28 protein-coding genes are annotated in these 25,528 nt (G+C 69.6%); 8 read left to right on the top strand and 20 right to left on the bottom strand.

The genetic code is table 11. The features are described from left to right. Positions 1-163 precede the first annotated feature (163 nt). The 6 genes from QQA12_RS11360 to QQA12_RS11335 form a co-directional block, all read right to left on the bottom strand. Entirely contained in the window at positions 164-496 is a 333-nt protein-coding gene (locus QQA12_RS11360) for a hypothetical protein (protein WP_233324886.1), read from the bottom strand. Positions 497-677: 181 nt separating this feature from the next. After that, positions 678-2,675 carry a M2 family metallopeptidase gene (locus QQA12_RS11355; RefSeq protein WP_226049346.1) on the bottom strand — a complete coding sequence of 666 codons (1,998 nt, stop codon included), beginning with the start codon at positions 2,673-2,675 and terminating at the stop codon, positions 678-680. 67 nt (positions 2,676-2,742) lie between these two features. Further along, positions 2,743-3,177 (bottom strand): EamA family transporter, encoded by a 435-nt coding sequence (locus QQA12_RS11350; protein ID WP_054666983.1) that lies wholly within the window; start codon positions 3,175-3,177, stop codon positions 2,743-2,745. Positions 3,178-3,262: 85 nt separating this feature from the next. Further along, a complete protein-coding gene (locus QQA12_RS11345) occupies positions 3,263-4,918 on the bottom strand; it encodes a phosphoethanolamine--lipid A transferase (RefSeq protein ID WP_226049345.1) in 1,656 nt (551 codons plus the stop codon). Continuing rightward, positions 4,915-5,682, bottom strand: coding sequence for a phosphatase PAP2 family protein (locus tag QQA12_RS11340; RefSeq protein WP_226049344.1), 768 nt, complete (start codon positions 5,680-5,682; stop codon positions 4,915-4,917). Before QQA12_RS11340 ends, QQA12_RS11345 begins: the two co-directional genes overlap by 4 nt. A gap of 101 nt (positions 5,683-5,783) precedes the next feature. Then, positions 5,784-7,430, bottom strand: coding sequence for a glycosyltransferase family 39 protein (locus QQA12_RS11335; RefSeq protein WP_082394317.1), 1,647 nt, complete (start codon positions 7,428-7,430; stop codon positions 5,784-5,786). 268 nt (positions 7,431-7,698) lie between these two features. Here QQA12_RS11335 and QQA12_RS11330 point away from each other — a divergent pair, with 268 nt between their 5' ends. Both QQA12_RS11330 and QQA12_RS11325 read left to right on the top strand, forming a co-directional pair. After that, complete coding sequence (locus tag QQA12_RS11330; RefSeq protein WP_054666978.1) at positions 7,699-8,415, top strand: response regulator transcription factor; 717 nt, start codon at positions 7,699-7,701, stop codon at positions 8,413-8,415. After that, positions 8,412-9,689, top strand: coding sequence for a HAMP domain-containing sensor histidine kinase (locus QQA12_RS11325; protein WP_226049343.1), 1,278 nt, complete (start codon positions 8,412-8,414; stop codon positions 9,687-9,689). The genes QQA12_RS11330 and QQA12_RS11325 overlap by 4 nt, the downstream gene beginning before the upstream one ends. A 91-nt stretch (positions 9,690-9,780) precedes the next feature. Here the strand turns inward: QQA12_RS11325 and QQA12_RS11320 are convergent, their stop codons facing one another. The 5 genes from QQA12_RS11320 to QQA12_RS11300 are packed head-to-tail and all read right to left on the bottom strand — an operon-like array spanning position 9,781 to position 12,772. Beyond that, a complete protein-coding gene (locus QQA12_RS11320) occupies positions 9,781-10,266 on the bottom strand; it encodes a hypothetical protein (protein WP_226049342.1) in 486 nt (161 codons plus the stop codon). Positions 10,267-10,312: 46 nt separating this feature from the next. Further along, entirely contained in the window at positions 10,313-10,570 is a 258-nt protein-coding gene (gene minE, locus QQA12_RS11315; protein WP_054666973.1) for a cell division topological specificity factor MinE, read from the bottom strand. A gap of 2 nt (positions 10,571-10,572) precedes the next feature. After that, positions 10,573-11,382, bottom strand: coding sequence for a septum site-determining protein MinD (minD, locus tag QQA12_RS11310; protein ID WP_054666972.1), 810 nt, complete (start codon positions 11,380-11,382; stop codon positions 10,573-10,575). A 36-nt stretch (positions 11,383-11,418) separates the two neighbouring features. After that, positions 11,419-12,180 carry a septum site-determining protein MinC gene (gene minC / locus QQA12_RS11305; protein ID WP_226049341.1) on the bottom strand — a complete coding sequence of 254 codons (762 nt, stop codon included), beginning with the start codon at positions 12,178-12,180 and terminating at the stop codon, positions 11,419-11,421. A 1-nt stretch (position 12,181) separates the two neighbouring features. After that, complete coding sequence (locus QQA12_RS11300; protein WP_054666968.1) at positions 12,182-12,772, bottom strand: GNAT family N-acetyltransferase; 591 nt, start codon at positions 12,770-12,772, stop codon at positions 12,182-12,184. Between the two features lie 148 nt (positions 12,773-12,920). Here QQA12_RS11300 and QQA12_RS11295 point away from each other — a divergent pair, with 148 nt between their 5' ends. From QQA12_RS11295 to QQA12_RS11275, 5 genes are all read left to right on the top strand, one after another. Then, positions 12,921-14,120, top strand: coding sequence for a sensor histidine kinase (locus QQA12_RS11295; protein ID WP_054666966.1), 1,200 nt, complete (start codon positions 12,921-12,923; stop codon positions 14,118-14,120). Then, positions 14,120-14,761 carry a response regulator transcription factor gene (locus QQA12_RS11290; protein ID WP_054666964.1) on the top strand — a complete coding sequence of 214 codons (642 nt, stop codon included), beginning with the start codon at positions 14,120-14,122 and terminating at the stop codon, positions 14,759-14,761. The genes QQA12_RS11295 and QQA12_RS11290 overlap by 1 nt, the downstream gene beginning before the upstream one ends. A gap of 367 nt (positions 14,762-15,128) precedes the next feature. After that, complete coding sequence (locus tag QQA12_RS11285; protein WP_226049340.1) at positions 15,129-16,259, top strand: SRPBCC family protein; 1,131 nt, start codon at positions 15,129-15,131, stop codon at positions 16,257-16,259. A gap of 172 nt (positions 16,260-16,431) precedes the next feature. Beyond that, positions 16,432-16,803: a DUF423 domain-containing protein gene (locus QQA12_RS11280; protein ID WP_054668735.1), complete on the top strand. Its 372-nt coding sequence runs from the start codon at positions 16,432-16,434 to the stop codon at positions 16,801-16,803. Continuing rightward, the gene (locus QQA12_RS11275) at positions 16,800-17,483 is read left to right on the top strand and encodes a DNA-3-methyladenine glycosylase (protein WP_226049937.1); all 684 of its coding nucleotides are present in this window, start codon (positions 16,800-16,802) and stop codon (positions 17,481-17,483) included. The genes QQA12_RS11280 and QQA12_RS11275 overlap by 4 nt, the downstream gene beginning before the upstream one ends. A gap of 75 nt (positions 17,484-17,558) precedes the next feature. On the opposite strand, the gene QQA12_RS11270 is transcribed toward QQA12_RS11275, so the two are convergent. From QQA12_RS11270 to QQA12_RS11240, 7 genes are all read right to left on the bottom strand, one after another. After that, entirely contained in the window at positions 17,559-18,359 is an 801-nt protein-coding gene (locus QQA12_RS11270) for a M15 family metallopeptidase (RefSeq protein ID WP_226049339.1), read from the bottom strand. A gap of 112 nt (positions 18,360-18,471) precedes the next feature. Continuing rightward, positions 18,472-19,032 (bottom strand): PH domain-containing protein, encoded by a 561-nt coding sequence (locus QQA12_RS11265; RefSeq protein WP_226049338.1) that lies wholly within the window; start codon positions 19,030-19,032, stop codon positions 18,472-18,474. A 94-nt stretch (positions 19,033-19,126) separates the two neighbouring features. Continuing rightward, complete coding sequence (locus tag QQA12_RS11260; protein ID WP_226049337.1) at positions 19,127-20,428, bottom strand: alpha/beta fold hydrolase; 1,302 nt, start codon at positions 20,426-20,428, stop codon at positions 19,127-19,129. A gap of 1 nt (position 20,429) precedes the next feature. After that, complete coding sequence (locus tag QQA12_RS11255; protein WP_182212789.1) at positions 20,430-20,612, bottom strand: DUF4177 domain-containing protein; 183 nt, start codon at positions 20,610-20,612, stop codon at positions 20,430-20,432. Continuing rightward, positions 20,609-20,791 carry a hypothetical protein gene (locus QQA12_RS11250; protein ID WP_054666948.1) on the bottom strand — a complete coding sequence of 61 codons (183 nt, stop codon included), beginning with the start codon at positions 20,789-20,791 and terminating at the stop codon, positions 20,609-20,611. Before QQA12_RS11250 ends, QQA12_RS11255 begins: the two co-directional genes overlap by 4 nt. Next, entirely contained in the window at positions 20,788-21,075 is a 288-nt protein-coding gene (locus tag QQA12_RS11245; RefSeq protein WP_182212790.1) for a hypothetical protein, read from the bottom strand. Before QQA12_RS11245 ends, QQA12_RS11250 begins: the two co-directional genes overlap by 4 nt. Before the next feature lie 10 nt (positions 21,076-21,085). Continuing rightward, entirely contained in the window at positions 21,086-21,967 is an 882-nt protein-coding gene (locus QQA12_RS11240) for an SPFH domain-containing protein (RefSeq protein WP_226049336.1), read from the bottom strand. A gap of 118 nt (positions 21,968-22,085) precedes the next feature. Here QQA12_RS11240 and purT point away from each other — a divergent pair, with 118 nt between their 5' ends. Next, positions 22,086-23,285, top strand: coding sequence for a formate-dependent phosphoribosylglycinamide formyltransferase (gene purT, locus QQA12_RS11235; protein WP_226049335.1), 1,200 nt, complete (start codon positions 22,086-22,088; stop codon positions 23,283-23,285). A gap of 78 nt (positions 23,286-23,363) precedes the next feature. On the opposite strand, the gene QQA12_RS11230 is transcribed toward purT, so the two are convergent. Both QQA12_RS11230 and QQA12_RS11225 read right to left on the bottom strand, forming a co-directional pair. Beyond that, complete coding sequence (locus tag QQA12_RS11230) at positions 23,364-24,566, bottom strand: endonuclease/exonuclease/phosphatase family protein (RefSeq protein ID WP_325167387.1); 1,203 nt, start codon at positions 24,564-24,566, stop codon at positions 23,364-23,366. 61 nt (positions 24,567-24,627) lie between these two features. Beyond that, on the bottom strand, positions 24,628-25,380 hold the full coding sequence (locus QQA12_RS11225; RefSeq protein WP_226049334.1) for an arginyltransferase: 753 nt from the start codon (positions 25,378-25,380) through the stop codon (positions 24,628-24,630). Positions 25,381-25,528 lie beyond the last annotated feature (148 nt).

The raw sequence follows: 25,528 nt of genomic DNA, 5'->3' as shown, positions 1-25,528 counted from the left end.
CAATGCGCGCTGTAGGGCGGGAGCATGGGATGCGGAATGCACGAAGGGCGCCATCGGCGCCCTTCGGTCTACTGCATGCCCTTCGATGCGGCGCTGCCGGTCTGCTGGCATCCCTGCGCGCATGGCGTCCGTCCCAGACTGCGCGAGGTGGCTCGGCACGTGCCTACAGCACAGACATCAGCTGGATCATCGGCAGGTAGGCTGAAACGAGAACCAGCGGTACGCCGGCGAACAGGGTGAGCAGTCCGAATACGCCCGCTGCGATCGCGCGGCTGGCCTTGCCCGGCCAGCCCAGCCGGACCAGGAGCACCAGCGCCGGGGCGAGCCAGATGGCGGGGTAGAAGCGCATGGCCAGCCGGGTCGGCAGCGGCAGGTCGGTGCCGCGCAGGGTGAAGGCGGTGAAGGTGTCGGCGAACTGCGGGTAGACCACCATGCCGATCACGGTGATGGCCACGGCGGCCAGCACGCTGCCGGCCAGGCCGGTAAGCAGCCACACGGTGTCCCTGGACGGCCCGGGCGCGGGTTGGGCGCGGGGCAGGGCGGGTGGTCCGCTTGCGGGTAAGTCGGTCATGGGCGTGTGCGGGAGCGTCGCGTTGGCATGCGCTGCATGCATGGGGATGCGAACGAAGGGCGCCTTGCCGGCGCCCTTCGTGTTGATGCCTGAACCGGAACCGGGGTTACGGCGCGGCCGGCTTCACCGGCTGCGCGGGACCGGCCTGCCAGCCGCACATCTGGCCTTCGTTCTGCTGCTTGAGCCATTCCTGCAGCGGGGCGAAGTATTCCAGCATCGGGGCGGCGTCGAGTTTCTCGCTGCCGGTCAGTTCCTTGAGCGTGGCCTGCCACGGCTGGCTGGCGCCCTTGCTGAGCATGGCCCAGTACTTCTGGCCGGCTTCCTTGTTGCCATAGAAGGTGCACTGGTTGAGCGGGCCGGTGTAACCGGCGGCGTCGCACAGGCCCTTGTAGAACTGGTACTGCAGGATGCGCGCCAGGAAGTAGCGCAGGTACGGGGTGTTGCCCGGCACGTGGTACTTGGCGCCGGCGTCGAAGAACTCCTCGCCGCGTGCGCCGGCCGGGGCCACGCCCTGGTACTGGGCCTTCAGTTCCCACCACTTCTGGTTGTACTGCTCGGGCTTGATCGAGCCGTCGAACACGCCCCAGCGCCAGCGGTCGATCATCAGCCCGAACGGCAGGAACGACACGCCGCTCAGGGCCATGCGCATCTGCGCGTTGATGGTGGCCTCGCGGCTTTCCTGCGGCTTGTCGACCAGGCCGATGGAGTTCAGGTACTGCGGGGTCATCGCCAGCACGATGGTGTCGCCGATGGCCTCGTGGAAGCCGTCGTTGGCGCCGCCCTGGAACAGCGGCGGCAGCGGGTTGTAGGCCAGGTCGTAATAGATGTGGCCCAGCTCGTGGTAGATGGTGGTGAAGTTCTCTTCGGTGGGCGTGATGCACATCTTGGTGCGCACGTCCGCGCCGACGTCCTTGCCGTCGCCGCCCATGTTCATGTCCCAGGCGCTGGCGTGGCAGACCACGTTGCGGTCCAGCGGCTTGATGAACTGGGTGTTCTGCCAGTAGCTCGGCGGCAGCTTGGGCATGCCCAGGGACACGTAGAAGTCCTGCGCGCGCTCGGTCATCTGCCTGGCGGTGGCCAGTTCGGCCTCGCGCTGGGCCTTGAAGCGGGCGGCGACGTCGGCATTGGCGCCGGCCTTGGCCAGGGCCGCGCTCAGGTTGCCCTGGTGCTGCTTCTCGAGCGCGGCGGTGATGTCCAGGCTGCCGGCGCCGGGGTAGGGCTGCAGCTGGTCCCACAGGTTGCTCCAGTCCTGCTGCCACATGTTGCCGGTCAGGTGCGCGGCGATCAGGCCGCCGCCGACTTCGGCCTTGTCCTTGCCGTATTCCTTGTCCAGCTTGGCGCGGGTGTAGCAGTGCAGCTGTTCGTACAGCGGCTTGACCTGCTCCCACAGGCGGTCGGTTTCCGGGCCGACCCGTTCGGCCGGCATGTCGTAGCCGCTGCGCCACATCTGCCCGGCATCGGCGTAGCCCAGCTCGCGCGCGCCTTCGTTGACCAGCTCGACGAAGCGCTGGTACGGCTTGCGCGAGGCCACGGCGGTGGAGTGCCAGCCCTGCCAGGCGTCGAGCTGCTTGTCGTAGTCGTGCGAGCGCGCCAGTACCTGTTCCAGTTCGCCGAGCTGGCGGCAGTTCTGCTGGTCGCCTTCACCGGTGCAGTAGGTGCCGGCGCCGTAGTCGCCCTCCAGCTTGGTGGCGATGGCGGCCAGCTCGGCCAGCTTGGCCGGGTCGCGCGGGGCCGGCATGGCGGTCATCAGCTTGAGCAGGTGCAGGGCACGCCTGGTGTCCTCGCTCATCGGCTGGCCTTCGTACTTGCCGGCCTGTTCGATCCAGCCGTTGAGCGTGGTCAGCCAGCGCTCGTTGGCCTTGGCCGCCACGCGCGCGGAATCGTCGTTGATGTAGGTGGAGGACAGCCACTGCGCCGAGGTCATTTCCGGGTACATCGCCTTGAACTCGGCGTTGATCCGGGCGACGAACTGGTCGGCGCTCTCGGCCGGTGCGGCCTGTGCCGCCGGCGCGGCGGTGTCGGTGGCGGCTTCCTTCTTGCAGGCGGCCAGCGACAGCACGCTGGCGCTCACGGCAAGGGCCAACAGCAGATGACGTTGTTTCACGCGATTCCCCGATGGTGTTCGATCGGCGAAGGCTAGAGGGCCGCGGCGGTCGCGGCAAGGGGGTGGGTCAGCGCCTGAGCGCCATCAGCAGCACGCCGCCGCCGATCATCGCCACCCCCAGCCATTCGCGCCAGGCCAGGCGCTCGTGCAGGAAGGCGAAGGCGAACACCGCCACCAGCACCACGCTGAGCTTGTCCACGGGCGCCACCTGCGAGGCGGGGCCGCGTTGCAGGGCGCGGAAGTAGCACAGCCACGATGCGCCGGTGGCCAGCGCCGAGAGCAGCAGCCACAGCAGGGTCCTGCCCGGCAGCGCCAGCGGGTTGCTCCACTTGCCGGTGGCTGCCACGAACAGGCCCAGCACGGCGACGATGGCGATGGTACGCAGCAGCATCGCCAGGTCGGCATCGACCTGCTGCAGGCCGAGCTTGGCGAAGATCGCGGTCAGCGCGGCGAAGGCCGCCGACAGCAGGGCCCAGGGCAGCCATTGCGGAAAGGTGGCCATGGCGGGTTCTCGCAATGCCGGTTGGATGATCCGCGACGCTTTGCCGCGGGAACGACGGGCGTCGCTCCCGCGGCGGGACAGGTTGCTAGCCTTCGCACCCGGCGAACACGTCGCGCTCGCGCTCGTACACCGAGGTGGTGACCTGCATCAGCCCCAGGACCGAGGGGAACAGGTTGTCATGGTCGGCGCGGCGGCGCGCACGTTCGCGCACGCACTGCAGGTCCAGTCCGCGGTTGGCCGCGAACTGCGGGGAGAACCACATCACCATCGGCACCCGGGTCTGTTCGTCCGGTGCGATGGCGTACGGCATGCCGTGCAGGTACAGGCCCTTTTCGCCCAGCGACTCGCCGTGGTCGGAGAGGTAGATCATGGCGCTGTCGTAGTCGTCCATGCCGCGCAGTGCGGCGATGGTCTGGGCCAGGAAGTGGTCGGTGTAGCGGATGGCGTTGTCGTAGCTGTTGACGATCTGCCCGCGGCGGCACTTGCCCAGGTCCGGGGTGTCGCAGGTCGGCACGAACTGGCGGAACTGCGCCGGATAGCGCTGGAAGTAGCTGGGGCCGTGGTTGCCCAGCTGGTGCAGGACGACCACGCGGTCGCCCGGCTTGGCGCGCACCTGCGCGGCAAGGTCGTCGAGCAGGATCTCGTCCATGCAGCGGCCATCGGCGCACAGGCCCGGCTTGGTGGCGTCGCCCAGGCGCTGGATCTCCAGGCCCTCGCACACGCCCTTGCAGCCGGACTGGTTGTCGCGCCACAGCGTGGGGATGCCGGCGTGCTCGAGCACGTGCAGCAGCGACTGGTGGGCGCGGATCTTCTTGGCGTCGTAGTCGTGGCGTCCGAACGGCGAGAACATGCACGGCAGCGATACCTCGGTGCTGGTGCCGCAGGCATGCATGTCGGGGAAGTTGATCACCCCGGCCTTGGCCAGCTCCGGCGTGGTCTGGCGGGCGTAGCCGTTCAGGCCCCAGTTCTGCGCGCGCACGGTCTCGCCGACCACCAGCACCAGCAGGCGCGGCTTGCTGTCGGCCGCGCGCGGCGTGGCCTTGGCATCGGTGCCGAGCGGCAGCTTTGGCTTGTTCTTGATCGGGTTGGAGCTGATCAGGTTCTGCTTCAGTGCGATCAGGTAGTTGGCCGGCGTGGCCAGGTAACGGACTTCGCGGTGGTTGCGCATCAGCGCCGATACGTTCTGGAACGAGGCCAGCGTACCGGCACCGGACACCACCACCACGCCCACCAGGAACAGCAGCCGCCACAGCAGGGCGCGGCCCCAGCTGCGCCGGCGCAGGCGCAGGCGCCACAGCAGCACGCAGGGCACCAGCGCGTAGACCAGCAGCGGCAGGAGCAGGGCGGGCGTCATCAGCTCGCTCGATTCCTTGTGGTCGGTGGCCAGCACGTTGCGCAGCATGTCCGCGTCCAGGTAGACGTTGAAGCTGTTCATGTAGTGCGTGGCGAACGCGGTGGTGACGAACAGGACCGTCAGCAGCACCTTGGCGTTCCAGCGCCACACCAGCAGGCCGAGCAGCAGCGCGTGCGCGCCCATCAGCAGCGCGAACAGCGACAGCGCGAACAGCACGCTGCCGGGGTTGGTGGCCATGGCGTTGCGCCAGAACAGGCCGTTGCAGACCAGGGCGAAGAACGCGCTGGCCAGCAGGATCAGTGCTTCGGTGGAGATTTCCGGGCGCCAGCGGCGCAGCCGTGCCAATGCGCTGGTCGATGCGGGCAGATGCGGGGAAGCGGTGCTCATGCGTGGGGTTCTTCCTTGAGCGTGGAGGCCGTGGCCGGTGGGAACATCAACAGGTAGAGCAGTACCGCCACGGTCCAGCTGACCGCCAGCGACCACACATCATGCGAGAGAAAGTGTGCGCCGCGCAGTTGCTGGGAAAAGCCGAACGCCAGCCCGGTGGCCACGGCCGTGGCCAGTGCCACCCAGCGCCAGCGTGGGCGCACCTGCAGGGCGAAGAAATACAGCGCCACCCAGCCGTAGCCGGCGCTGGCATGGCCGGCGGGGAAGCAGGCGGCGCGGCCGAGCAGCTCCGGGCGCGCTTCGAACAGGCCGATGAACGGGCGCAACCCGCCGTAGCGCTGCAGGTCCCAGGGGCAGTCCATCTGGGTCATGGACTTGAGCAGGGAGACCAGGCCGGTGGACAGGCCCACCGCCAGCAGCAGGTACAGCAGCGGCCGGCACAGCGCCTTCCAGCGGGCGTCCAGGCAGGCCCGCAGCAGCGCCAGCATCACCAGCACGCCGGCCAGGGTGCTCAGGTTCTTGCCGCCGCGATGGATGACATGGGTGGTCCACCAGGCGTCCTTGAAGGCCCAACGGCTGCCTTCCCAGCGGTAGAGCTGGTCGGCCAGCCACTGGTCGCCGTTGCCGGCCATCAGCACCACGCTGGCGGCCACCGCGAGCAGCAGGGGAATCAGCAGGTGGCGGCCGAGGAAGCCGCGCCGGGTGGCTGCGAGCCCGGGGGCGGGCAGGGCGCAAGGAGGCGGCGAGGAGGGAGCGGCAGGCACGGGAGCTGTACGCCATCGACGATGAATGGCGGCATGGTGGTTGCCGCCATGTCGGAGACTGGTCGGAGGCGCGTTGGCCGGGCGTTAACGCCCCGCCGGCTTCAGTCCTCGTTGTCCTCGTCCGGCGTGCCGGCGACCTGGCCGTGGGTGGTGGCCACGCAGGCCGTATCCAGCGCGGTGCCCGGCAGCAGCTGCCACTGGTTGCGGTTGGCACTGCCGATATCGATCACCCGTGCCGGGTCGGCGCAGGGGGTCATCGCCTGCTTGAGGACGAACAGCCAGCGGCGCTCCGGGGCGGCGGCCACCCATTGCCCGGCCATCTCCCACTGCTCGGGCCAGGGGCGCTTGAAGCCGAAATCCATCGCCTGCGGGTGGGTCTGCAGCAGGTTCTGCTCGCGCCAGGCGACCATGCCCAGTTCGCCGTCGCCGATGCGCTGGCGCACCTTGTCCATGACCCCCGAGGCCGAACTGTAGGGGTCCAGCGCCGGCATCAGCCCCAGCCCGTACATCGCCCACAGCAGCACCGTGGCCAGTACCGCCGCCAGTCCGGCGCGGCGCAGGCGCAGCGCCGCCACCAGCGCCAGCGCGGCGACACCGAAGCCCACCAGCCAGGCGCCGACCCGTGGTACCACCGAGGGATCGATCGCGCGCTTGGCCGCGCTGCGCTGTGCCCAGCCGTCGCCGTGCTGCAGTGCGTCGTAGCCGACCGCCAGCATCGCCACCGCCAGCAGCGCCACGTACAGCAGCAATGCCCAGCGCACGCCGGTGCGCCGCAACAGGCCGGCCAGCAGCGGCGCGGCCGCCACCGCCAGCGCCGGCAGCATCGGCAGGATGTAGACCTCGCGCTTGCCGGGGCTGGCGCTGAAGAACAGCAGCACCAGTACGGCCCAGCCCAGCAGCACGACGTAGCGCGGATCGGCCCGGCGCAGGCGCCGCCACCAGGCCGGCACCAGCCACGGCAGCAGCAGGCTGCCCGGCAGCCACAGCGTGGCGATCACCTGCAGGTAGTACCAGGCCGGCTGGTGGTGGTGCCAGGCATTGGCGTAGCGGGTGCCGGTCTGCTTGAACAGCAGCTCCTGCGCATAGGACTGCAGGCCCGGGTCGGGGTTGCGCAGCAGGGCGATGCCCAGTGGCGCCAGCCACACGCAGGTGCCGGCGATGAACAGCGGCAGGACCAGCCACCAGCCCCAGCCGCGCCCGGCGCCGGCCGCACCCGGATGGCGCCAGCGCCAGATGGCCCAGGGCAGCAGCGCCAGCAGCGGCAGGAAGCCCACGCCCTTGGTCACCGTGCCCACCCCGGCGGCGAAGGCGCCCAGCGCCAGCAGTTTCCAGTTGGGCCCCAGCAGCATGTGCCGCAGCAGCGCCCACAGCGACAGCGTGGTCATGCCCACCAGCACCATGTCGATCTGCGCGCGCTTGGCCATCAGCCCGAACTGGATGCATACGAACAGCCCGAGCACCGCGTAGCGCGCCACGCGCCGGTTCCAGAGCCGCCGCGACAGGTCCCAGGTCAGCCACAGGGTCAGCAGTGCGGCCAGCAGCGACGGCAGCAGGAAGGCGATGTTCCAGTTGCCCAGCACCTTGTAGGTGGCGGCCTGGATCCACATGAAGGTCGGCGGCTTCTCGGCGTACAGCTCGCTGCCGCGGTGCGGCAGCAGCCATTGCCCGGTCTCCACCATCTGCCGTGCGGCCAGCACGAAGCGCGGCTCGTCGGGCGGGGAGGGCTCGCGCATGCCGAGCCCGGCCATAAGGCTGGCCACGACCAGGGCCAGCAACAGCAACCAGGGGGCGGAGGATCGTAGGCGGGTCGGGCGCACGCTGGGCTCGTCTGGAGAGTGGATGGAGAGGATCGCGCGGCCGGCGTGGGAAGCGCGTCGTAGTACGCATTGTGACCTGTTTCGACATCGCTCCGACCAGCGCTGGGGCTACGATGGGCGGGTACTGCCGTCCCGCCGGCGCCCATCGATGGGTCCGGCGCGTGTCCACCGGCGAAGCGTTCTTCCAAGGGTTCTGCACATGCGGCTGCTGGTCATCGAAGACAATCGCAACCTGATCGCCAATCTTTTCGACTATTTCGAGGCGCGCGGGCATGTGCTCGATGTCGCGCCCGATGGCATCACCGGGCTGCACCTGGCCGCCACCCAGGCCTACGACGCGATCCTGCTGGACTGGATGCTGCCGCGCATGGAGGGGCCGGAAGTGCTGCGGCGCCTGCGCGAGGAGCACCGTTCCGAGGTGCCGGTGATCATGCTCACCGCGCGCGACGAGCTGCCGGACAAGATCGCCGGCTTCCGCGCCGGCGCCGACGACTACCTGACCAAGCCCTTCGCCCTGCCCGAACTGGAAGTGCGGCTGGACGCGGTGCTGGCGCGCCTGCGCGGGCGCAACCCGCGCAAGGTGCTGGAGGTGCACGACCTGCGCCTGGACCTGGCCACGCTGGAAGTGCAGCGCGGCGGCCAGCTGCTGCACCTGTACCCGGCCTGCCGCAAGCTGCTGGAAGTGCTGATGCGCGCCAGCCCGGCGGCGGTGCCGCGCGACCAGCTGGAGTACGCGTTGTGGGGCGACGAGCCGCCCGACGGCGACATGCTTCGCTCGCATATCTACGAGCTGCGCCGCAGCGTCGACGGGCCGTTCCAGGACAAGCTGCTGCATACCCTGCCGCGGGTCGGTTACCGCCTGTGCGCGCCGGATGCGTCGCCCCTGGCCGGTGCACCCGGGAACGGCGAGCGATGAAGCGGCGAACCCTGCGGCGCAAGCTGCTGGTCTGGCTGGCCAGCTACCTGGCGCTGTTGACCCTGGTGGTGTTCAGCGCCGCCAACTACGTGCACGAGCGCGCCGAACACTCGGTGTGGCGCGCGCTGCTCAACTCCGAGCTGGACAGCGTCATCGCCAGCAAGCGCACCGACCCGGACTACCGCTGGCAGGACTCCGATACCCTGCATTTCTTCAGCGACCACGATGCCCACGGCATCCCGGACATGCTGGCGCACCTGAAACCGGGCCTGCACGACGGCGTCCGCCTGGAAGGCCACCGCAGCGCGGTGATGGTGCGCCATACCAGCGATTTCGGGCGCACGATGCTGGTGCTGGACATCACCGATTTCGCAGAGCTGGAGCATTTCATCACCCGCTGGGCGGTGCTGGCCGGCATCGCGATGGTGGTCGTCACCCTGTTGATGGCGTGGGTCGGCATGAACCGCCTGGTGCGGCCGCTGGCCGGGCTGGCCGCCGACATCGCCGGGCTGCAGCCCGAGCGTAGTGGCCAGCGGGTGCAGGTCACCGCCCGCGGCAGCGCCGAGATGGAGGTGATCGCCGACTCGGTGAACGACTACCTGGAGCGCAACGAGCGTTTCGTCGAGCGCGAACGGGCCTTCATCAGTACCGCCAGCCACGAACTGCGCACGCCGATCGCGGTGATCACCGGGGCGGCCGAGCTGGCGCTGGAGCAACCCGGCCTGCCGCCGCGCGCGCGCCAGCAGTTGCTGCGGGTGTGCAGCACCGCGTCCAGCATGGAACAGTTGATCCAGCTGATGCTGGTGCTGGCGCGCGAGCCGGCGCGGTTGGCGGCGTTGAGCGAACCGCTGGCGCTGGAGCAGCTGTTGCCGGAGATCGTGGCCGACCATGCGTACCTGGCCAGCGGCAAGGAGTTGTCGGTCGAGGTGGTGGACGTGGCGCCGTGCACGATCGTGGCGCCGGTGGGCGTGGTGCAGGCCGCGGTCGGCAACCTGCTGCGCAACGCGCTGGAAAACAGCGACCGCGGGGTGATCCGCCTGTGGCTGACGCCGCAGGCGGTGGTGACCATCGAGGACCCCGGGCATGGCATGAGCCCGGAGGAAGTGGCCGTGGCCTATGCCAAGACCGCGCGCGGCGAGCGCAACATGCGCACCGGCATCGGCCTGGACCTGATCGGTCGCCTGTGCGAGCACCTGGGCTGGAAACTGGACATCCATTCCGGCCCGCAGCGCGGCACCCGGGTCACCCTGGACATGGGCGCGTCGCTGCCGTAGCGCGTCGTGCCGGCGCCGGCATGCCTCTCTGCGGCCAGGCGTGCTCAGCGTGCCGTGAAGGCGTTCGGGCCGGGCGGCAGGCGCCGCCGGCTCATGCCGGCAGCAGGCCGCGCTCGGCCAGCCATCGCCTGGCGTCGTCGGCGTCGTGCTCGAACCAGGCGCGGGTGGAACCCAGCCGGTAGGTGTAGCCCCAGGCATCCATGTCGGCCATCAGCCGCGCGCTGCCGACCCCGGGCAGCTGCCCGGCGAGCACGATCTGCAGGTAGCAGGTGGCGTCTTCCTCGGGCACCGAATCGGTGGCGTCGGTATGCACCAGGGCGCGCCGCTCCGGTGGCAGCACGATCAGGTGGCAGGCTTCGTGCAGCATCGAGTGCACCGGGGTGTCGGCGCGCACGTAGACGTCGCTGGCGATGATGCCGGCTTCGGGTTCGCCCCAGTAGCTGCCGGGAATCTGCTGCCCGTCCCCGACCCGGTTCAGGCGCAGGCCGTGGCGCGCCAGCAGGGCGGCGATGGCGTCCCAGGCGATATCGCCCACGCACAGGACGGCGGCGGGCGCGGTGGCGGGCGAAGTCGGCATCGCTATGGAAGGTGCCGGGGCCGTCGGCCGGTCCCGGTCGTCGCAATCAGTCCTGCGGGCCTTCGGGCAGGGCCACGGAAATGTCGAGCACGTCGTGCTCGCCGTCCTTGACCAGGTCGACCTTGACCGCGTCGGCGTCGATGTTGACGTACTTCTTGATCACTTCGAGCAGTTCGCGCTGCAGCAGCGGCAGGTAGTCCGGGCCGCCGCGGGTACTGCGTTCCTGGGCAATGATGATCTGCAGGCGGTTCTTGGCGGTTTCGGCCGTGCTCTTCTTTGCCTTGAAGATGTCGAAAAGTCCCATCGTCACCCTCCGAACAGCTTGCTGAAGAAGCCTTTCTTCTCCACGGAAATGAAGCGCATCGGGCGCTCCTCGCCGAGGATGCGGCCGACCGCGTCCTCATAGGCCTGGCCGGCCATGGATTCGGTGTCCAGGATCACCGGCTCGCCCTTGTTGGAGGCGTTGAGCACGTCGCCGGACTCGGGGATCACGCCGATGGCCTTGAGCCCCAGCACTTCCTCCACGTCGCCGATGCTGAGCATCTCGCCGCTTTCCACGCGCACCGGGCTGTAGCGGGTCAGCAGCAGGAACGCGGGCACGTTCTTGCCGGCCTCGGCGTTGGCGGTCTTGGAGTCGAGCAGGCCGATGATGCGGTCCGAGTCGCGCACCGAGGACACTTCCGGGTTGACCACCACCACGGCGCGGTCGGCGAAGTACATCGCCAGGAACGCGCCCTTCTCGATGCCGGCCGGCGAGTCGCAGATGATGAAGTCGAAGCCGTCGGCGGCCAGGTCCTTGAGCACCTTCTCGACGCCTTCCTTGTTCAGCGCGTCCTTGTCGCGGGTCTGCGAGGCGGCCAGCACGTACAGGTTGTCGAAGCGCTTGTCCTTGATCAGGGCCTGCTTGAGCGTGGCCTCGCCGTGGACGACGTTGACGAAGTCGTACACCACCCGGCGCTCGCAGCCCATGATCAGGTCCAGGTTGCGCAGGCCGACGTCGAAGTCGATGACGGCGACCTTCTTGCCGCGCCGGGCCAGGCCGCACGCGATGCTGGCGCTGGAGGTGGTCTTGCCGACGCCGCCCTTGCCGGAGGTGACTACGATGATTTCAGCCAAAGGATTTCTCCTGAATGTTCCGTGGTGGGCTGCGCGTCAATCCAGCGCAGCGATCATGATCTGGTCCTGCTCCAGCCAGACCTGCACGGCCTTGCCGCGCAGGTTGTCGGGAATATCGTCCAGCACCTTGTATCGTCCCGCAATCGCGACCAGTTCAGCGTGGAAGTCGCGGCAGAAGATGCGGGCGCCGGTATTGCCCTGCGCGCCGGCCAGGGCGCGGCCACGCAGCGTACCGTAGATGTGGATGCTGCCGTCGGCGATCACCTCGGCGCCCGCACCCACCGTTGAGAGTACGGTCAGGTCGCAGTTCTCGGCATACAGCTGCTGGCCCGAGCGCACCGCGCCCAGCTGCATGCGTCCGGGTTGCGCGGCGGGCGCTGGTGCCGGTGCCGGTTCCGGCGCGCGGCGTGCGGGGGCCGGCGCCGGTGTCGGCGCGGGCGGCGGGGCGGCATCGGCGCGTTCGTACTGGGCGCGGAACTTGGCCAGCAGCGGCAGCCCGAGCTGGACCGAGAGCTGCTCGACTTCCGTGGTGCCATAGGCCAGCGCCACCGGCAGCACGCCGGCATCGCGCAGCCCGTCCAGCAGCGCCTGCGCGCTGGCACGGTCGGGGACGCGGCTGAGGCCGCCGAAATCGAGGATGACCGCCGCGCGCCCGAACAGCTTGGGCGCGCGCGCCACGCGCTCGCGCATTTCCTGTACCAGCCGCTCCACGTCGAGGGTGCGGATGCGCAGGTTGGCGATGCCCACCTGCCCGATCTTCAGTTCGCCTGCCTGTTCGTAATCCGGATTCACTGCCATCTCAGGTTCCCGTCGGCCGCTGCTGCACGGGCCGGCGTGTGTGGCCCGCCCACGGAACGTCGGGCAGGTTGTCGCCATAGGTTTCCTTCACCCACTCGTAGCTGCACAGGTCCTTGAGCAGCATGCTGGCACGCACGTCCACGGCCGGCATGGTGTTCTGCCCGACCTCGCGGAAGCCGAAGCTGCCATGGAACAGCAGGGCGGCGTCGGCGCCGTGGTCCAGGAACACCTCGCATGCCATCTGCGGGTAGCGCAGCTCGGCGTAGCTCTGGGCGTCTGCGTAGAACGCACGGCCGACACCGCCACCGCGGCGGCGGCTGGCGACCACGATGCGGTCGATATAGAAGAAGCTGGGGTAACGCTGCTGGAACCAGGCGAAGTTGCTGCTGTCGTGCTCGGCGTTGCTGCCATAGCCGACCAGGAAACCGGCCATGTTGCCGTCGCGTTCGGCGACGCGGAAATACTCGGCGGTCTCGTAGAAGCGGCGGATCTTGGCGGCATCCAGCGGCAGGATGGCCAGGCCGGCGTTGTTGTTCAGTGCCAGGACGGAATCGAGCTCGTGCTCGCGCACGTCGCGGATGACGATCGACATTGTGACTCCGTGGGTGAAGCGGTCGGCCCCGAGTGAGGGGTGGGGGCTGGCCGGCGATTATCGCATGGCCGGCCTGACCGGGCGAGCGCCATCCGGGCATGACTTCCGTGGGAGGGCGCAAAGCCGCCGGCCTCCTTACCATGCACCCATGTTGGGATATCTCAGCCATACCCGCGTCCTGCGCCTGGCCGGCCTCTTCACCTGGGGCCTGGTCAGCCTGCCGCTGCTCTACACCCAGTACGCGCCGGCCGAAGGCGAGCTGCCGCCGAGCCTGGGCGAAGCCACCTGGCTGCTGGCCGCCTACCTGGCGTTCGGCGTGTGCTACTTCTGGCTGACCCGCGGGCTGACGGCCGGTGGCCACACCAGCTGGTACGACCGCCTGGCGCTGCTGGTGCTGACCCTGTCGGGGCTGGCGGTGAGCTACCTGAGCGTCACCGGGCTGGGCAGCATCCTGCTGATGGTCGCAGCCGGGGTGATCCCGTGGCTGCTGAGCAAGCGGGTCGGGGTGGTCTGGCTGGTGCTCAGCCAGCTGGCGGTGCTGCCGGTCTACCACCTGATCATGGGGCTGCCGCTGTTCGAGGCGCTGCTGCAGTCGCTGTTGTATGCCGGATTCTCGATGTTCATCTTCGTGACCAGCCTGGTGGCGCGGCAGCAGACCCAGGCCCGCGAGGAGCAGCGCAGGCTCAATGCCGAACTGCGCGCCACCCGCCTGCTGCTGGCCGAGAGTGCGCGGATCAACGAGCGCACCCGCATCTCGCGCGAACTGCACGACCTGCTCGGCCACCACCTGACCGCGCTGAGCCTGAACCTTGAAGTAGCCGGCCACATCACCGAGGGCCAGGCGCAGGAACACGTGCGCCAGGCGCATACCCTGGCCAAGCTGCTGCTCACCGACGTGCGCGAGGCGGTCAGCCAGCTGCGCGAGAGCGGTGCGATCGACCTGGCCGCGGCGCTGCGGCCACTGGCCGAGCGGGTGCCTTCGCTCGAGATCCACCTGGACATGGACGACCCGCTGAGCGTGGAAGACCCGGAGCGCGCGCACGTATTGCTGCGCTGCACCCAGGAAGTGATCACCAACGCGGTGCGCCATGCCGGCGCCCGCAACCTGTGGATCCGGGTCGAGCGCGAGCACGGGCGGATCGTGATCGACGCCCGCGACGACGGGGTCGGCGGCGAGGTGGAGGACATCCTGCCCGGCAACGGGCTGCGCGGCATGCGCGAACGCCTGGCGCAGTATGGCGGCGTACTGGACGTGTCGGCACGGCGCGGCGAAGGCTTCCACCTTCGTGCCTCGCTGCCGGTGGCAACCCATATGATGCTGGCCTCCGGGCCGCAAGGAGTGAACTGATGATCCGCGTCTGTCTGGTCGATGACCAAACCCTGGTACGGCAGGGCATCCGTTCGCTGCTGGCGCTGGACGACGGCATCGAGGTGGTGGCCGAGGCCACCGACGGCCGCCAGGCCGTGGAGATGATTCCGCAGGTGGCGCCGGACGTGGTGCTGATGGACATGCGCATGCCGGTGATGTCCGGGCTGGAGGCGCTGCAGACCCTGTCGCGGCTGGGGCAGCTGCCGCCGGCGATCATCCTGACCACGTTCGACGACGACCAGCTGGTGCTGGCCGGGCTCAAGGCCGGCGCCAAGGGCTACCTGCTCAAGGACGTGACCCTGGAGCAGCTGGTCGGTGCGATCCGCACCGTGGCCGAAGGCGGCTCGCTGGTGCAGCCGGCGGTGACCCAGCGCCTGCTGTCCGGGCTGGAGCACATGCGCAATGAATTCGTCAGCCTCGACCGGCCCGATCCGCTGACCGACCGCGAGACCGAGATCCTGCGGCTGATGGCCAGCGGCTTTTCCAACAAGGAGATCGCCAATTCGCTCGGCGTGGCCGAGGGCACCATCAAGAACCACGTCTCCAACATATTGAGCAAGCTGGGCGTGCGCGACCGCACCCGCGCGGTGCTCAAGGCGTTCGAACTGCAGCTGGTGTGAGCGGGAAGCCCGCCGCGGGCCCGTGCCATACGGACGCGTCCGGTGGCGCGTCCGGTGGCGCGTGCAGTGGCCGGCGAGGCCGATATGGTGGAACCTGCTTTCGAGTGAATCTCATGGAACGACTGGTGCGGAGGCCGCCGGTGGAGGGAAAATAACCGGCGTCGCACCCCTCGCCAGCCTGGCCGTCGCATGGCATCGTGCATGGCACTGGCGGCAAGGCGGCAGCCTTTACGGCCTTCGGCGCGCATGCCTGCACCGGACACGGAAACCGGTGCGCCAAATCCGTCAACAACCTGCGCAAAGCCTGATAGGATGGGGGCTTCGCTTCAATCAACCCGGCCGTGGGATCGGCCCCGGAGACTCCTGAATGACCCGTATTATCGAGTTCCTGATCGCCTTGGGGATCGTGGCTGGCCTGTTCGTCATCATTGGCGTGTGCCTGCCGGGCGAGCGCCATATTTCCGAAAGCATCGAAACCAACCGCAAGATGACGATCGTGTACGACACGGTCAACAGCCTGCGCCGCTTCAAGGACTGGAACCCGCTGGTGCTGCGTGACAAGGGCATCGAGCTGAAGTACAGCGGTCCGGACGCAGGCGTGGGCGCCAGCATGGAGTACACCTCCAAGGAGCTGGGTTCGGGCAGCTGGAAGATCACCGACAGCGAGCAGAACAAGCGCGTCGTGATCGCCATCGAGGACCAGACCAAGGGCAAGGACAAGGTCACCACCTTTACCCTGGAGCCGACCGGCAAGGACGGCCGCAACGTCAAGATCACCCAGGACTATTCGGTCAACTACGGCTTCGACCTGTTCGGCCGCTATGCCGGCCTGTACGTGAGCCGCCACATCGGCGACGACCTGAAGCTGGGCCTGTCGCGCATGGCCAACATGCTGGCCTCGGTGCCGAACGTCGACTACCGCGCCGCCGAAATTCCGCTCACCGACCTGAAGCTGGTGGACGTTCCGGTCGAGGACCTGCTGGTGGTCAACGCCGGCAACATCGACCGCAGCAACGAGAGCATCCGCAAGTCGATCCTGGACAACCAGGAGTGGATCAAGCGCGCGATGGAAGCCAATGGCCTGGAGCCCGCCGGCCCGGTGCGCATCGTGACCACCGACTTCGGCGCCGAGAAGTACGCCTTCGACGTGGCCCAGCCGGTCCGCAAGAAGAGCGGCGCCGCCGCTGCCGGCGACAAGAAGGACGGCGAGGCCGACAAGGCCGAGGCCGCCCCGGTCGCCAGCGCCGATGGCAAGCTCGACGTCAAGATCCCGTCCGGCAACCCGGTCACCTACGTGCAGGCGGCTGCCCGCCGCTCGGCGTTCGCCTCCTACACCGGCCACATGGCGGGCCTGGACTTGGTGCGCAACGCGCTGCGTGCGTGGGCGACCACCGCCGGCTACGAGGTCACCGACCGTCCGTACGAGTCGTGGAAGGGGGGCGTGGACAAGGCCTTCACCACCGACGGCACCTACGATGTGTACTGGTCGGTCAAGTAACCGACCCGTCGCGGAAGAATGAAGTGATGCACAGAAAACGCGCCGCCCACAGCGGCGCGTTTTTTGTTGCCTGCTGCCTGGAGGCGACCGGACGCCGGCCCGGGCAGGCGATGCGATCGGCGTCCGCATGTTCATGGCCACGCCGTGGTGGCCGACCAACCGGGGGAAGATGATGCTGGGACTGGAACGGAGGGTGCGCAAACCCTCGGCGCTGGCGTTCTGCGGGGCGCTGCTGGCGGCATCGGCGGTGGGCCTGTCCGCCTATGCTTCGCATGCGGTGAGCGACCCGCTGGCGCAATCCCACCTGGAGACCGCCGCGCTGTATGCCTTCGGCCATGGTGCCGTACTGGCGATACTCGGCCCGGCGTCGTTGAATGCCGCCGGGCGCACCGCGCTGTACGTGCTGCTGCTGGGCGTGCTGCTGTTCTCCGGCAGCGTTGCCGGCGGGGCGCTGGGCTGGTGGCCGACGCGCCTGGCCCCGGCCGGTGGCACCGCGCTGATGGCCGGCTGGTTGCTGCTGGCGTTCAGTGCGTTGAGGCGCTGAGCCCGGTGCCACTGCACCGGCGCGGCTTCGACGTGGAGCAGGCGCTGGCGCACCTGCGGCGCCATGATCGGCGCCTGGCCCGCTGGATCGACCGCGTCGGCCCGCTGGACGCGCCGCCGGGGTGGCGGCGTCCGTTCGACCCGGTCGATGCACTGGCACGCGCGATAGTGTTCCAGCAGCTCAGCGGCAAGGCGGCCGCGACCATCGTCGGGCGGGTGGAGGCGGCGATCGACAGCAGGCGCCTGCATGCCGCGACGCTTGCCCGGATCGACGACGCCGGGCTGCGCGCCTGTGGCGTTTCCGGCAACAAGGCGCTGGCGCTGCGCGACCTGGCGCGGCGCGAGCTGGCCGGGGAAATCCCTTCCACGCGGCAGATGGCGTGGATGCACCACGACGCCATCGTCGAGGCGCTGGTGCCGGTGCGTGGCATCGGCCGCTGGACGGTGGAGATGATGCTGGTGTTCCGGCTCGGCCGGCCGGACATCCTGCCGGTGGACGACCTGGGCATCCGCAAGGGCGCGCAGCGGGTGGATGGCAGCCAGCGGCTGCCCACCCCGCGCGAGCTGCAGGCACGGGGCCAGTGCTGGGGGCCATACCGCACCTGGGCCAGCCTGTACCTGTGGCGCATCGCCGACCTGGCCGATGCCGGCGGCGCGACGACCCCGCGCTCGCAGACGTGAGCGGCCCCGGCGATCGCCGGGCTGGATCGAGGCATCAGCCCCAGGGCTCGCTGTGTGGTGCGGCCGGCGCGTGGCTCAGGCAGGCGTGCCGCCGAAGCGCCAGTGCCAGGGCTCGTAGACGATGCCGTGCGGGTTGCCGCGCGGGTAGCTCATGTGGAAGCCGAAACCGCCGGCATGCGCCTGCAGCCAGGAGAAGGCCGCGGTGCGTTCGAACGATTCTTCCGCCGGCGGCTCGCCGGGCGCGCCGATATCCAGCGCATTGCCGCCGTGGTGCTCGCTGTAGCCCGGCGCGGCATTGACGCTGAGGATCTCCGCCACGCGCTGGCCGCGTGCGAGTTTGCGTTCGAAGATGCCCAACTGGTAATCGTGGCTGCGATAGCCGGAAATCGCATCCAGCGCGATGCCATCGGCCGCGGCGGCGGCGCGCAGGTTGTGCCAGGCGCGAGCGGCGCCGCGGGTCAACCACAGCGCGCGGCGGTAGCGGTCCAGCCCGGCGAAATGCAGGCAGGCCGGTTCCGCGACGCGTGGCAGTCCGCTGTCCGCGGCATAGCGGTGGTCGAGCCCGAGGCGCTGCAGGCGTTCGTCGAGCCGGTCCAGCGGCAACTGCGTCTCCGCGGGTGGGCCGCAGCGGGGCAGTGCGGTTTCAAGGCGCTGCAGCGCCGCGTCGATGCCCGGCTCGCGGGCCAGGCGTTCGACCATCGGCATCAGCCCTTCCGGGAGCAGCGCGGCCAGGTAGCGCCCGTCGCGTTTGCGACGCAGCACCGTGCGTGCCCGCGAAAGCAGGCGCGCGTCGTGGTTGCTGCGCGCGCGCAGCAGGCCGCCCGGCCACAGTTCGATATCGGGGGTATTGAGCAACAGGCGTGGAGCGGTACGCATGGCGGTAGCTTGGGGCATCGCCGCGGGCCTGTCGATTGCCGGCCCGGTGCCGCGCGCCGGCGCGCGGCCGCCCAGGGCACGCGGTGCCATGCGCGGCGTGGAAGCCGGGTCTCTACGGCGCGGCGTCGCCGGCCGTCTGCTTCAGCGCATCGAGCAGGGCGCGCGGCTGCTCCGGCGACAGCAGCAGCTGCGAGCCGTCGCGCAGTGGCAGCACCAGCACGCGGCTGTGGTCGGTGATCAGGCAGAACGCCTTGCTGCCGTCGCCCATGCGGTAATGGCCCGAACGGAAACCGGGCAGGCCGTAGCCATTGGTCTTGATCGCCGGCTTCAACGCGCGGTGTTCGGCCAGGTCGACGATGCGCGCGCGCTCCAGTTGCAGCGAGCCGATGGCCACGGTCCGGGTATAGAAGGTGGAGCGGACCACCAGGTTGCCGGCCTCGAGCGCGATGCGCTTGCGCAGGTAGCCCAGGCTGACCACCACGCCGGCCAGCGACAGCAGCGCCGGGCCCAGCCAGGCGCGCGGGCTGGCCAGCTGCGCCAGGCCCTTGTCGCCGATCATGAAGGCCAGCGGCAGCACGGTCGCCGCCAGCAGGATGGCCCACAGGATCAGCAGCGGCATGCCGCTCTGCGGCGCGACGGGGTACTCCTTCGGCGGGTGTGTCGCGGTGACCATTGCCCGGGTTCCTCCTTGGGTGTTCATGGCGTGTTGGCGTGCGTTACCGGTGCCGGCACACGCGGCACGGCGGTGGTATCCGGATGTCGCGGATTCACCCCTGCGCATCCACCCAGCGGGCGATGTCCTCGATCAGCGCGGTGTCGACATGGCCCGGCTTGCCGTATTCGTCCAGCGTGCCCTTGCCTTCGCCGGCGATGCCCAGGTGGTTGAGCGCGGGGTAGAGGTGGAAACGGTAGCGCGGCCCCTGCAGTCCCTGTTTCCAGCGCTGCCAGTCGGCATCGACCACCTGGAAGTCGCGGCCGCCCTGCAGCAACAGCACCGGGAGTTTGCTGTCGCGCGCATCGGCCACCGGGTCGATGCGTTCAAGCTGCTGCCAATAGTGGCCGGGCAGCTCCAGCAGCTTCGCCGCCGGATCGTGGCGGACCTTGGCGATGGCCGCGTCCAGGGCGTCCAGGTGCGCCTGTTCCTCGGCGCTGACGCTGCCGTCGAGATCGGCCAGGTAGCGGTTCTGTTCGCCCAGCAGGTCGAGGATCGGGCGCGCCGGTGCCGCCAGCAGGATGAGCCCGGCCACCTTGCCCTGGCTCCTGGCGGCGATGCGGCCGGCCAGCAGGCCGCCCTGGCTGTGGCCGAGCACGTGGATGCGGTCGTGGGCGATGGCGGCATTGCCGGCCAGCGCGGCGACGGCGGCGACGGCATCGTCGGTGGTTTCGTCGTCGATGCCTAACGTGCCGCTGAAATCCTGCGGCCGCGCCCGGGTGCGCTTGTCGTAGCGCAGCGAGGCGATGCCCTGTGCGGCCAGGCCGCGGGCGATGTCGAGGAACGGGCGGTTGCCGCCGATGGTCTCGTCGCGGTCCTGCGGGCCGGAGCCATGCACCAGTACCACCGCGGGGAACGGACCCTTGCCATGCGGCAGGGTCAGCGTGCCAGGCAGTCCGGGCTTGCCCGACGCCAGCGCAGGCAGGGTGATGGCCTGTTCGCTGAAGGACGCATCCGCGGCCGGCGGCGGTGGCGGGGGCGGCGGGGGCTGCACCAGGAAGCCGGCGATGCGGTCGTCGCTGTCCAGCACCACGCGCGCCAGCACGTTGTCGCGTGCGTAGGCCAGCGGGATTGCCACTATGCGGAAGCCGTCGGCCTCGCTGACGGTCGCTTCGCCGCGCGCACCCGCCGCGCCCAGCAGCACGGGCAGCGATTCCCACATGGCCTTGAGCTTGTGCGCAGGGACCGCGGCCTTCATCTGCGGCGAGAACGTGGCCTCGGCCGCGGCGTACTGGCCGGCGTCGAGCTGGTCGAGCAGTCGCGTGGCCAGCGCGGCGGGGGAATCGGCGGCCGCTGCACCGGCCGCGATCACGACCGCGGTCGCCATGCCGGCGATCCATGCCTGCAGTCGCTTCATCTCAGGCTTCCTTCTTGAAGATCAGGGTGGGCGAGGAGATGGTGGGCGTGGCGTGTACCACGTTGACCAGTTCCCAGCCGAGCCGGCCATGCCGGTCCAGCTCTTCCTGCAGCGTCTCCATCTTGAAGTCGCCGAGCATGCCGGTCTTCACTTTGACGACGAGATACTTCCATTGCGTACTCATGGTTCTTCCTCGGTGGATTCGTTCCTGGGTGTGGGCAGCCGCCCGGCCTTGCGCAGCGCATCGCGTATCACGTACTCGATCTGCGCGTTGAGGCTGCGCAGCTCGTCGTCGGCCCAGCGCTGCGCCGCCGCCAGCACGTCGGCGTTGATGCGCAGCGGGTAGGCCTTCTTCTCGCTCACCGGCGTCCCGTCCCCACCGGTGCGCGGCGCAGGTGCAGGACCAGCGCCACGCCCAGCGCGTTGACCACCACCACCAGCGCGATCACCACGGCATAGGTGGCCATGCGGTTGCCGGCGGCCAGGTAGAGGCCGATGGCACCCAGGAACAGGCTCAGCGCGATCAGCGCCCAGCGCAGCCCGAGGCCGCGCGCGTGGCGGCTGCCGTCACGGCTGCTCCAGGCGGCGATGCCCAGGGCGGGCAGGCCGGTGACGGCGACGATCAGCGCGGCGAGCAGGTCATTCATCGACGGTGCCTCAGTACAGCGAGCCGGTATTGACCACCGGCTGGGTGCCGCGGTCCGAGCACAGCACGGTGAGCAGGTTGCCGACCATCTGCGCCTTGCGTTCCTCGTCCAGCGCGACCAGGCCACTCTTCTGCAGCTCGGACAGGGCCATCTCGACCATGCCCACCGCGCCGGCGACGATGCGCTGGCGCGCGGCGATCACCGCGTTGGCCTGCTGCCGCTGCAGCATCGCCTGGGCGATTTCCGGTGCGTAGGCCAGGTGGCTGATGCGCGCGTCGAGCACCTGCACGCCGGCATCGGCCAGGCGTTCGGCCAGCTCGTCCTTCAGGTGCTGGGAGATCTCGCTGGCATGGCTGCGCAGCGACAGCTGGCCGTCCTCGTGCTGGTCGTAGGGGTAGCTGGTGGCCATCGCGCGCAGCGCCGACTCGGACTGGATGTGCACGAAGCTCTCGTAGTCGTCGACGTTGTAGACCGCCTCGGAGGCATCCACCACCTGCCACACGATCACCGCGGCGATCTCGATCGGCGAGCCGTCCAGCTCATTGACCTTGAGCTTGCCGCTCTCGAAGTTGCGCACGCGCTGGCTGACCTTCTTCTTGGTGAAGAACGGGTTGTTCCAGCGCAGGCCGTTGTCCTTGACCGTGCCCACGTACTTGCCGAACAGGCTCACCACCGCGGCCTGGTTGGGCTGGACCATGTACAGCCCGCAGCTCAGGAGCAGGCCGGTGACCGCCAGCAGCAGGCCGCTGACGACCAGCAGGCCGGCCCCGCCGGCGCCGGACTTGGCCAGTACCACCGCGTAGACCAGGGCGGCGACGCCGGCCAGCATCAACAGCAGCGAGCCCAGCAGGCTGGGAATGCCGGGCAGGGAACCGAGGGCTTTCTCTTTCATGGCGCGTCTTCCGTGGTGGTTGCAGTAAAAGATATCAAATTGATATCAACATGCAAGAGGGGTCGGCCGCCCGCCCGCGGCTAGAATGTGCGCCCCCGTTGCCCTCCGGATCCGCCCGATGACCTCGCTTGGTACCCCGCTGTCGCCTTCCGCCACCCGCGTGCTGCTGCTCGGTTCGGGCGAACTGGGCAAGGAAGTGGCGATCGAACTGCAGCGCTTCGGCGTGGAAGTGATCGCCGTGGACCGCTATGCCGATGCCCCGGCGATGCAGGTCGCGCACCGCAGCCATGTGATCGACATGCTCGACCCGCAGGCGCTGCGCGCGGTGATCGCGCGCGAACAGCCGCACCTGGTGGTGCCCGAGATCGAGGCCATCCACACCCAGACCCTGGTGGAGCTGGAGGCCGTGCAGGGCCTGCGGGTGATCCCCACCGCGCGCGCCGCGCGCCTGACCATGGACCGCGAGGGCATCCGCCGCCTGGCGGCCGAGACCCTGGGCCTGCCGACCTCGCCGTACCGCTTCGTCGATACCGAGGCCGAGTACCGCGCCGCGGTGCAGGCCATCGGCCTGCCGTGCGTGGTCAAGCCGGTGATGTCGTCCTCGGGCAAGGGCCAGAGCACGGTGCGCGGCGAGGCCGATATCGGCCCGGCCTGGGACTACGCGCAGACCGGTGGCCGCGCCGGTGCCGGGCGCTGCATCGTCGAGGGCTTCATCGATTTCGACTACGAGATCACCCTGCTCACCGTGCGCCACGCCCGCGGAACCGCGTTCTGCGCGCCGATCGGCCACCTGCAGCGCGACGGCGATTACCGCGAAAGCTGGCAGCCGCAGGCGATGTCGGCCACCGCGCTGGCGCGCGCGCAGACGGTGGCGCGCGCGATCACCGACGACCTCGGCGGCTGGGGCGTGTTCGGGGTCGAGTTGTTCGTGAAGAACGACGAGGTGTGGTTCAGCGAAGTCAGCCCGCGCCCGCACGACACCGGACTGGTGACGCTGGCGTCGCAGGAACTGAGCGAGTTCGCGCTGCACGCGCGCGCCATCCTCGGCCTGCCGGTCGGTGCCGGCGACAGCGGGGTGATCCGTAACCACGGCCCGTCGGCGTCGTGTGCGCTGCTGGCGCAGGGCAATGGCGTGCCGTTCTTCAGCAACGTGGCCGATGCGCTGGCGCACCCGGATTCGGCGCTGCGCCTGTTCGGCAAGCCGGTGGTGCAGGGCCAGCGCCGTGTCGGCGTCACCCTGGCCCGTGCCGCGGACGTGGACCAGGCCCGCGCCATCGCCCGCGACGCGGCCGCGGCCATCGGCATCGCGCTGCGCTGACCTGCCGGCCCGCGCGGCAACGGAAAACGCCGGCGACCGCCGGCGTTTTTTTTCAGCCCCTGCCGCCTTCGGGCAGGCTCAGCGCACGTCCACCCATACCAGGTGGTGGTCGCTGCCGTCGGCGATCGCGGCTTCCGGGGTGCCGGCCACGGGCCAGAAGACGCCGCCGTCGAGATAGCTGAAGCCGGTCGAAGGCAGCACGTAATCCAGCCGCATGGTGCCCGAGCGCGGGCCGAAATCGCCGGTGGCATGCTGCGGCGCGCCGCGGCGCACGATGCCTTTTTCCGCATACGCCAGGCTGGTCTGCTCGCCGCCGGGGCTGGCCGGGGTCGGGTAGCGCAGTACCCGCGGGTGTTCCAGCAGCTCCAGGATGGCGTCATGGCGGCCATCGCCATCGGCGGGGTCGTTGTTGAGGTCGCCGACGATCACGAAGCGCGCATCCGCGGCCAGCCCGCCGCAGCGGCCCTGGTCGTCGCACAGCCACGGCGCGTCGCCGCCGTCGAGGTATTCCTTCCACAGCCGCAGTTCGTCATGGTTGCGCGCGGCGTTGCGCTTTTCCCGGCCGTCGAACACCGGCGGCGTCGGGTGCGAGGCCAGCACGTGCACCGTGCCCAGCGGGGTACGCACCGGCACGTCCCAGTGCGACTTGGACGAAAGCCGCAGCTGCGACCAGACCGCGTCGTTCCAGAACGGCTTGCCGGTGTCCGGGTCGAGCGGGCGGATCGCGCCGGGCAGCGTGCTCCACTTCAGCCGCTGGAAGCTGCGCACGGCGGCGCTGTCGATCGGGTACCTGGACAACACCAGCATGCCGTACTGGCCCGGGTGCAGGCCGTAGCCCCAGGCGTCGTTGCCGCGTTCGCGGCCCTTGCCGCCGACGCTGCCGTTGTTGTCCAGGTCCAGTCCGCTGGGCACGCCGGTGTTGACCGGGGCCAGGTAGCGATAGGGGTAGCGCAGCGCCTCGCCGCCGCCGGCCTGCGCGGTTTCCAGGTAGCGCTGCTGGAACAGGTCCGCGGCGCGATGGGCCTCGTCGAAATCGAACTCGTTGAGCAGCACCAGGTCGGGACGGACGCGCTGCAGCACCGCGGCGATCTTGCGCGCATGCGCGCTGTCGCCTTCCAGTTCGCGGATCAGGCCGCCGGTGTCATCCGAATACAGCGAGGTGTTGTAGGTCGCCAGCCGCAGCTGGGCAGTGGCCGGCGCTGCCGGCGCGGTGGCCGGGGCGGTGCTGGTGCAGGCGGTGCCGAGCATTGTCAGGGCCAGGAGCAGGGTGTGTTTGTTCATGCCGGCATTCTCGCACCCGGGCGATGAAACCGGGATGGCAATGCGGCCGCCCGCGGGCAGCCTAGGGGGCAGCGCCGGCATCCACGTCGAGCCAGCGCCTGCCATCGAAGCTCTCCAGCGGGCGGTAGCGGCGCTTGTAGTCCATCTTGCGGTGGCCGTCGATCCAGTAGCCCAGGTACAGGTGGGGCACCCGGCAGCGTTGCGCCCAGTCGATCTGCTGCAGGATCGCGTAGGTACCCAGCCCGCGCGCGCGTTCGTCCGGATCGAAGAACGTATAGACCGCCGACAGGCCCAGCGGGGTGACGTCGGTGACGGCCACCGCCAGCAGCGGGCCGCGCCGGCCGGTGCTGCCCGGGGCGCGGATCTCGAGGAAGCGCCCATGCGACCAGCCGCCGATCAGGAACTGGTCGAACTCGTGCGGGCCATGGTCGTCCATGCCGCCCCTGGCATGGCGCGCGGCCAGGTAACGCCGGTACAGCGCGAACTGCTCGTCGGTGCGTGCAGCCGGCAGCACCCGGCACTCCAGGTCCTGGTTGCGTGCCAGGCAGCGGCGCTGGCTGCGGTCGGGGGCGAAGCGGTCCACCGGTACCCGCACCGGCACGCAGGCCCTGCATTGCTGGCAGTGCGGGCGGTAGACCAGGTCGCCGGAGCGGCGGAAGCCCCAGCCCAGTGCCATCGGATAGAGCTCGCCGAGGCGGCTGTCCTGAGGGTCGAGCACCAGGTCGCGCGCGCGCCGCTCCGGAAAGTAGCCGCAGGGGTGTTCGCCGGTCTGGAACAGGCGCAGTTCTTCGTGGGAGTCGCCGTGCAGGGCCATGCCTACAGCATAGCGGCCGGCGGTCTCAATACATGCGTCCGGCAGTGCCGCATGAACGGGGGCGGGCTGTCTGCGCCATGAACATCCCCGGCACCGGCGTCAACGCACGCGGCCGGCACGCGTTGATTGCCATGAGGACGCAGCCACC

Origin of the sequence: Stenotrophomonas sp. 17(2023) (assembly GCF_030345315.1) — a bacterium.
Taxonomy (GTDB): Bacteria; Pseudomonadota; Gammaproteobacteria; order Xanthomonadales; family Xanthomonadaceae; genus Stenotrophomonas; species Stenotrophomonas acidaminiphila.
Note: the sequence above shows the minus strand (reverse complement) of the source record. Positions and strands in the feature narration are given on the sequence as shown.

Bases quoted from the DNA above. Each gene is read 5' to 3' on its own strand.
- QQA12_RS11330 (WP_054666978.1), top strand. From the start codon at position 7,699: ATGCGGCTGCTGGTCATCGAAGACAATCGCAACCTGATCGCCAATCTT.
- purT (WP_226049335.1), top strand. From the start codon at position 22,086: ATGACCTCGCTTGGTACCCCGCTGTCGCCTTCCGCCACCCGCGTGCTG.
- QQA12_RS11335 (WP_082394317.1), bottom strand. From the start codon at position 7,430: ATGGCCGGGCTCGGCATGCGCGAGCCCTCCCCGCCCGACGAGCCGCGC.
- QQA12_RS11280 (WP_054668735.1), top strand. From the start codon at position 16,432: ATGCTGGGACTGGAACGGAGGGTGCGCAAACCCTCGGCGCTGGCGTTC.
- QQA12_RS11285 (WP_226049340.1), top strand. From the start codon at position 15,129: ATGACCCGTATTATCGAGTTCCTGATCGCCTTGGGGATCGTGGCTGGC.
- QQA12_RS11350 (WP_054666983.1), bottom strand. From the start codon at position 3,177: ATGGCCACCTTTCCGCAATGGCTGCCCTGGGCCCTGCTGTCGGCGGCC.
- minE (WP_054666973.1), bottom strand. From the start codon at position 10,570: ATGGGACTTTTCGACATCTTCAAGGCAAAGAAGAGCACGGCCGAAACC.
- QQA12_RS11240 (WP_226049336.1), bottom strand. From the start codon at position 21,967: ATGAAAGAGAAAGCCCTCGGTTCCCTGCCCGGCATTCCCAGCCTGCTG.
- QQA12_RS11295 (WP_054666966.1), top strand. From the start codon at position 12,921: ATGTTGGGATATCTCAGCCATACCCGCGTCCTGCGCCTGGCCGGCCTC.
- QQA12_RS11230 (WP_325167387.1), bottom strand. From the start codon at position 24,566: ATGAACAAACACACCCTGCTCCTGGCCCTGACAATGCTCGGCACCGCC.
- QQA12_RS11225 (WP_226049334.1), bottom strand. From the start codon at position 25,380: ATGGCCCTGCACGGCGACTCCCACGAAGAACTGCGCCTGTTCCAGACC.
- QQA12_RS11260 (WP_226049337.1), bottom strand. From the start codon at position 20,428: ATGAAGCGACTGCAGGCATGGATCGCCGGCATGGCGACCGCGGTCGTG.
- QQA12_RS11325 (WP_226049343.1), top strand. From the start codon at position 8,412: ATGAAGCGGCGAACCCTGCGGCGCAAGCTGCTGGTCTGGCTGGCCAGC.
- minC (WP_226049341.1), bottom strand. From the start codon at position 12,180: ATGGCAGTGAATCCGGATTACGAACAGGCAGGCGAACTGAAGATCGGG.
- QQA12_RS11265 (WP_226049338.1), bottom strand. From the start codon at position 19,032: ATGGTCACCGCGACACACCCGCCGAAGGAGTACCCCGTCGCGCCGCAG.
- QQA12_RS11320 (WP_226049342.1), bottom strand. From the start codon at position 10,266: ATGCCGACTTCGCCCGCCACCGCGCCCGCCGCCGTCCTGTGCGTGGGC.
- QQA12_RS11245 (WP_182212790.1), bottom strand. From the start codon at position 21,075: ATGAATGACCTGCTCGCCGCGCTGATCGTCGCCGTCACCGGCCTGCCC.
- QQA12_RS11300 (WP_054666968.1), bottom strand. From the start codon at position 12,772: ATGTCGATCGTCATCCGCGACGTGCGCGAGCACGAGCTCGATTCCGTC.
- QQA12_RS11255 (WP_182212789.1), bottom strand. From the start codon at position 20,612: ATGAGTACGCAATGGAAGTATCTCGTCGTCAAAGTGAAGACCGGCATG.
- QQA12_RS11345 (WP_226049345.1), bottom strand. From the start codon at position 4,918: ATGAGCACCGCTTCCCCGCATCTGCCCGCATCGACCAGCGCATTGGCA.
- QQA12_RS11270 (WP_226049339.1), bottom strand. From the start codon at position 18,359: ATGCGTACCGCTCCACGCCTGTTGCTCAATACCCCCGATATCGAACTG.
- QQA12_RS11290 (WP_054666964.1), top strand. From the start codon at position 14,120: ATGATCCGCGTCTGTCTGGTCGATGACCAAACCCTGGTACGGCAGGGC.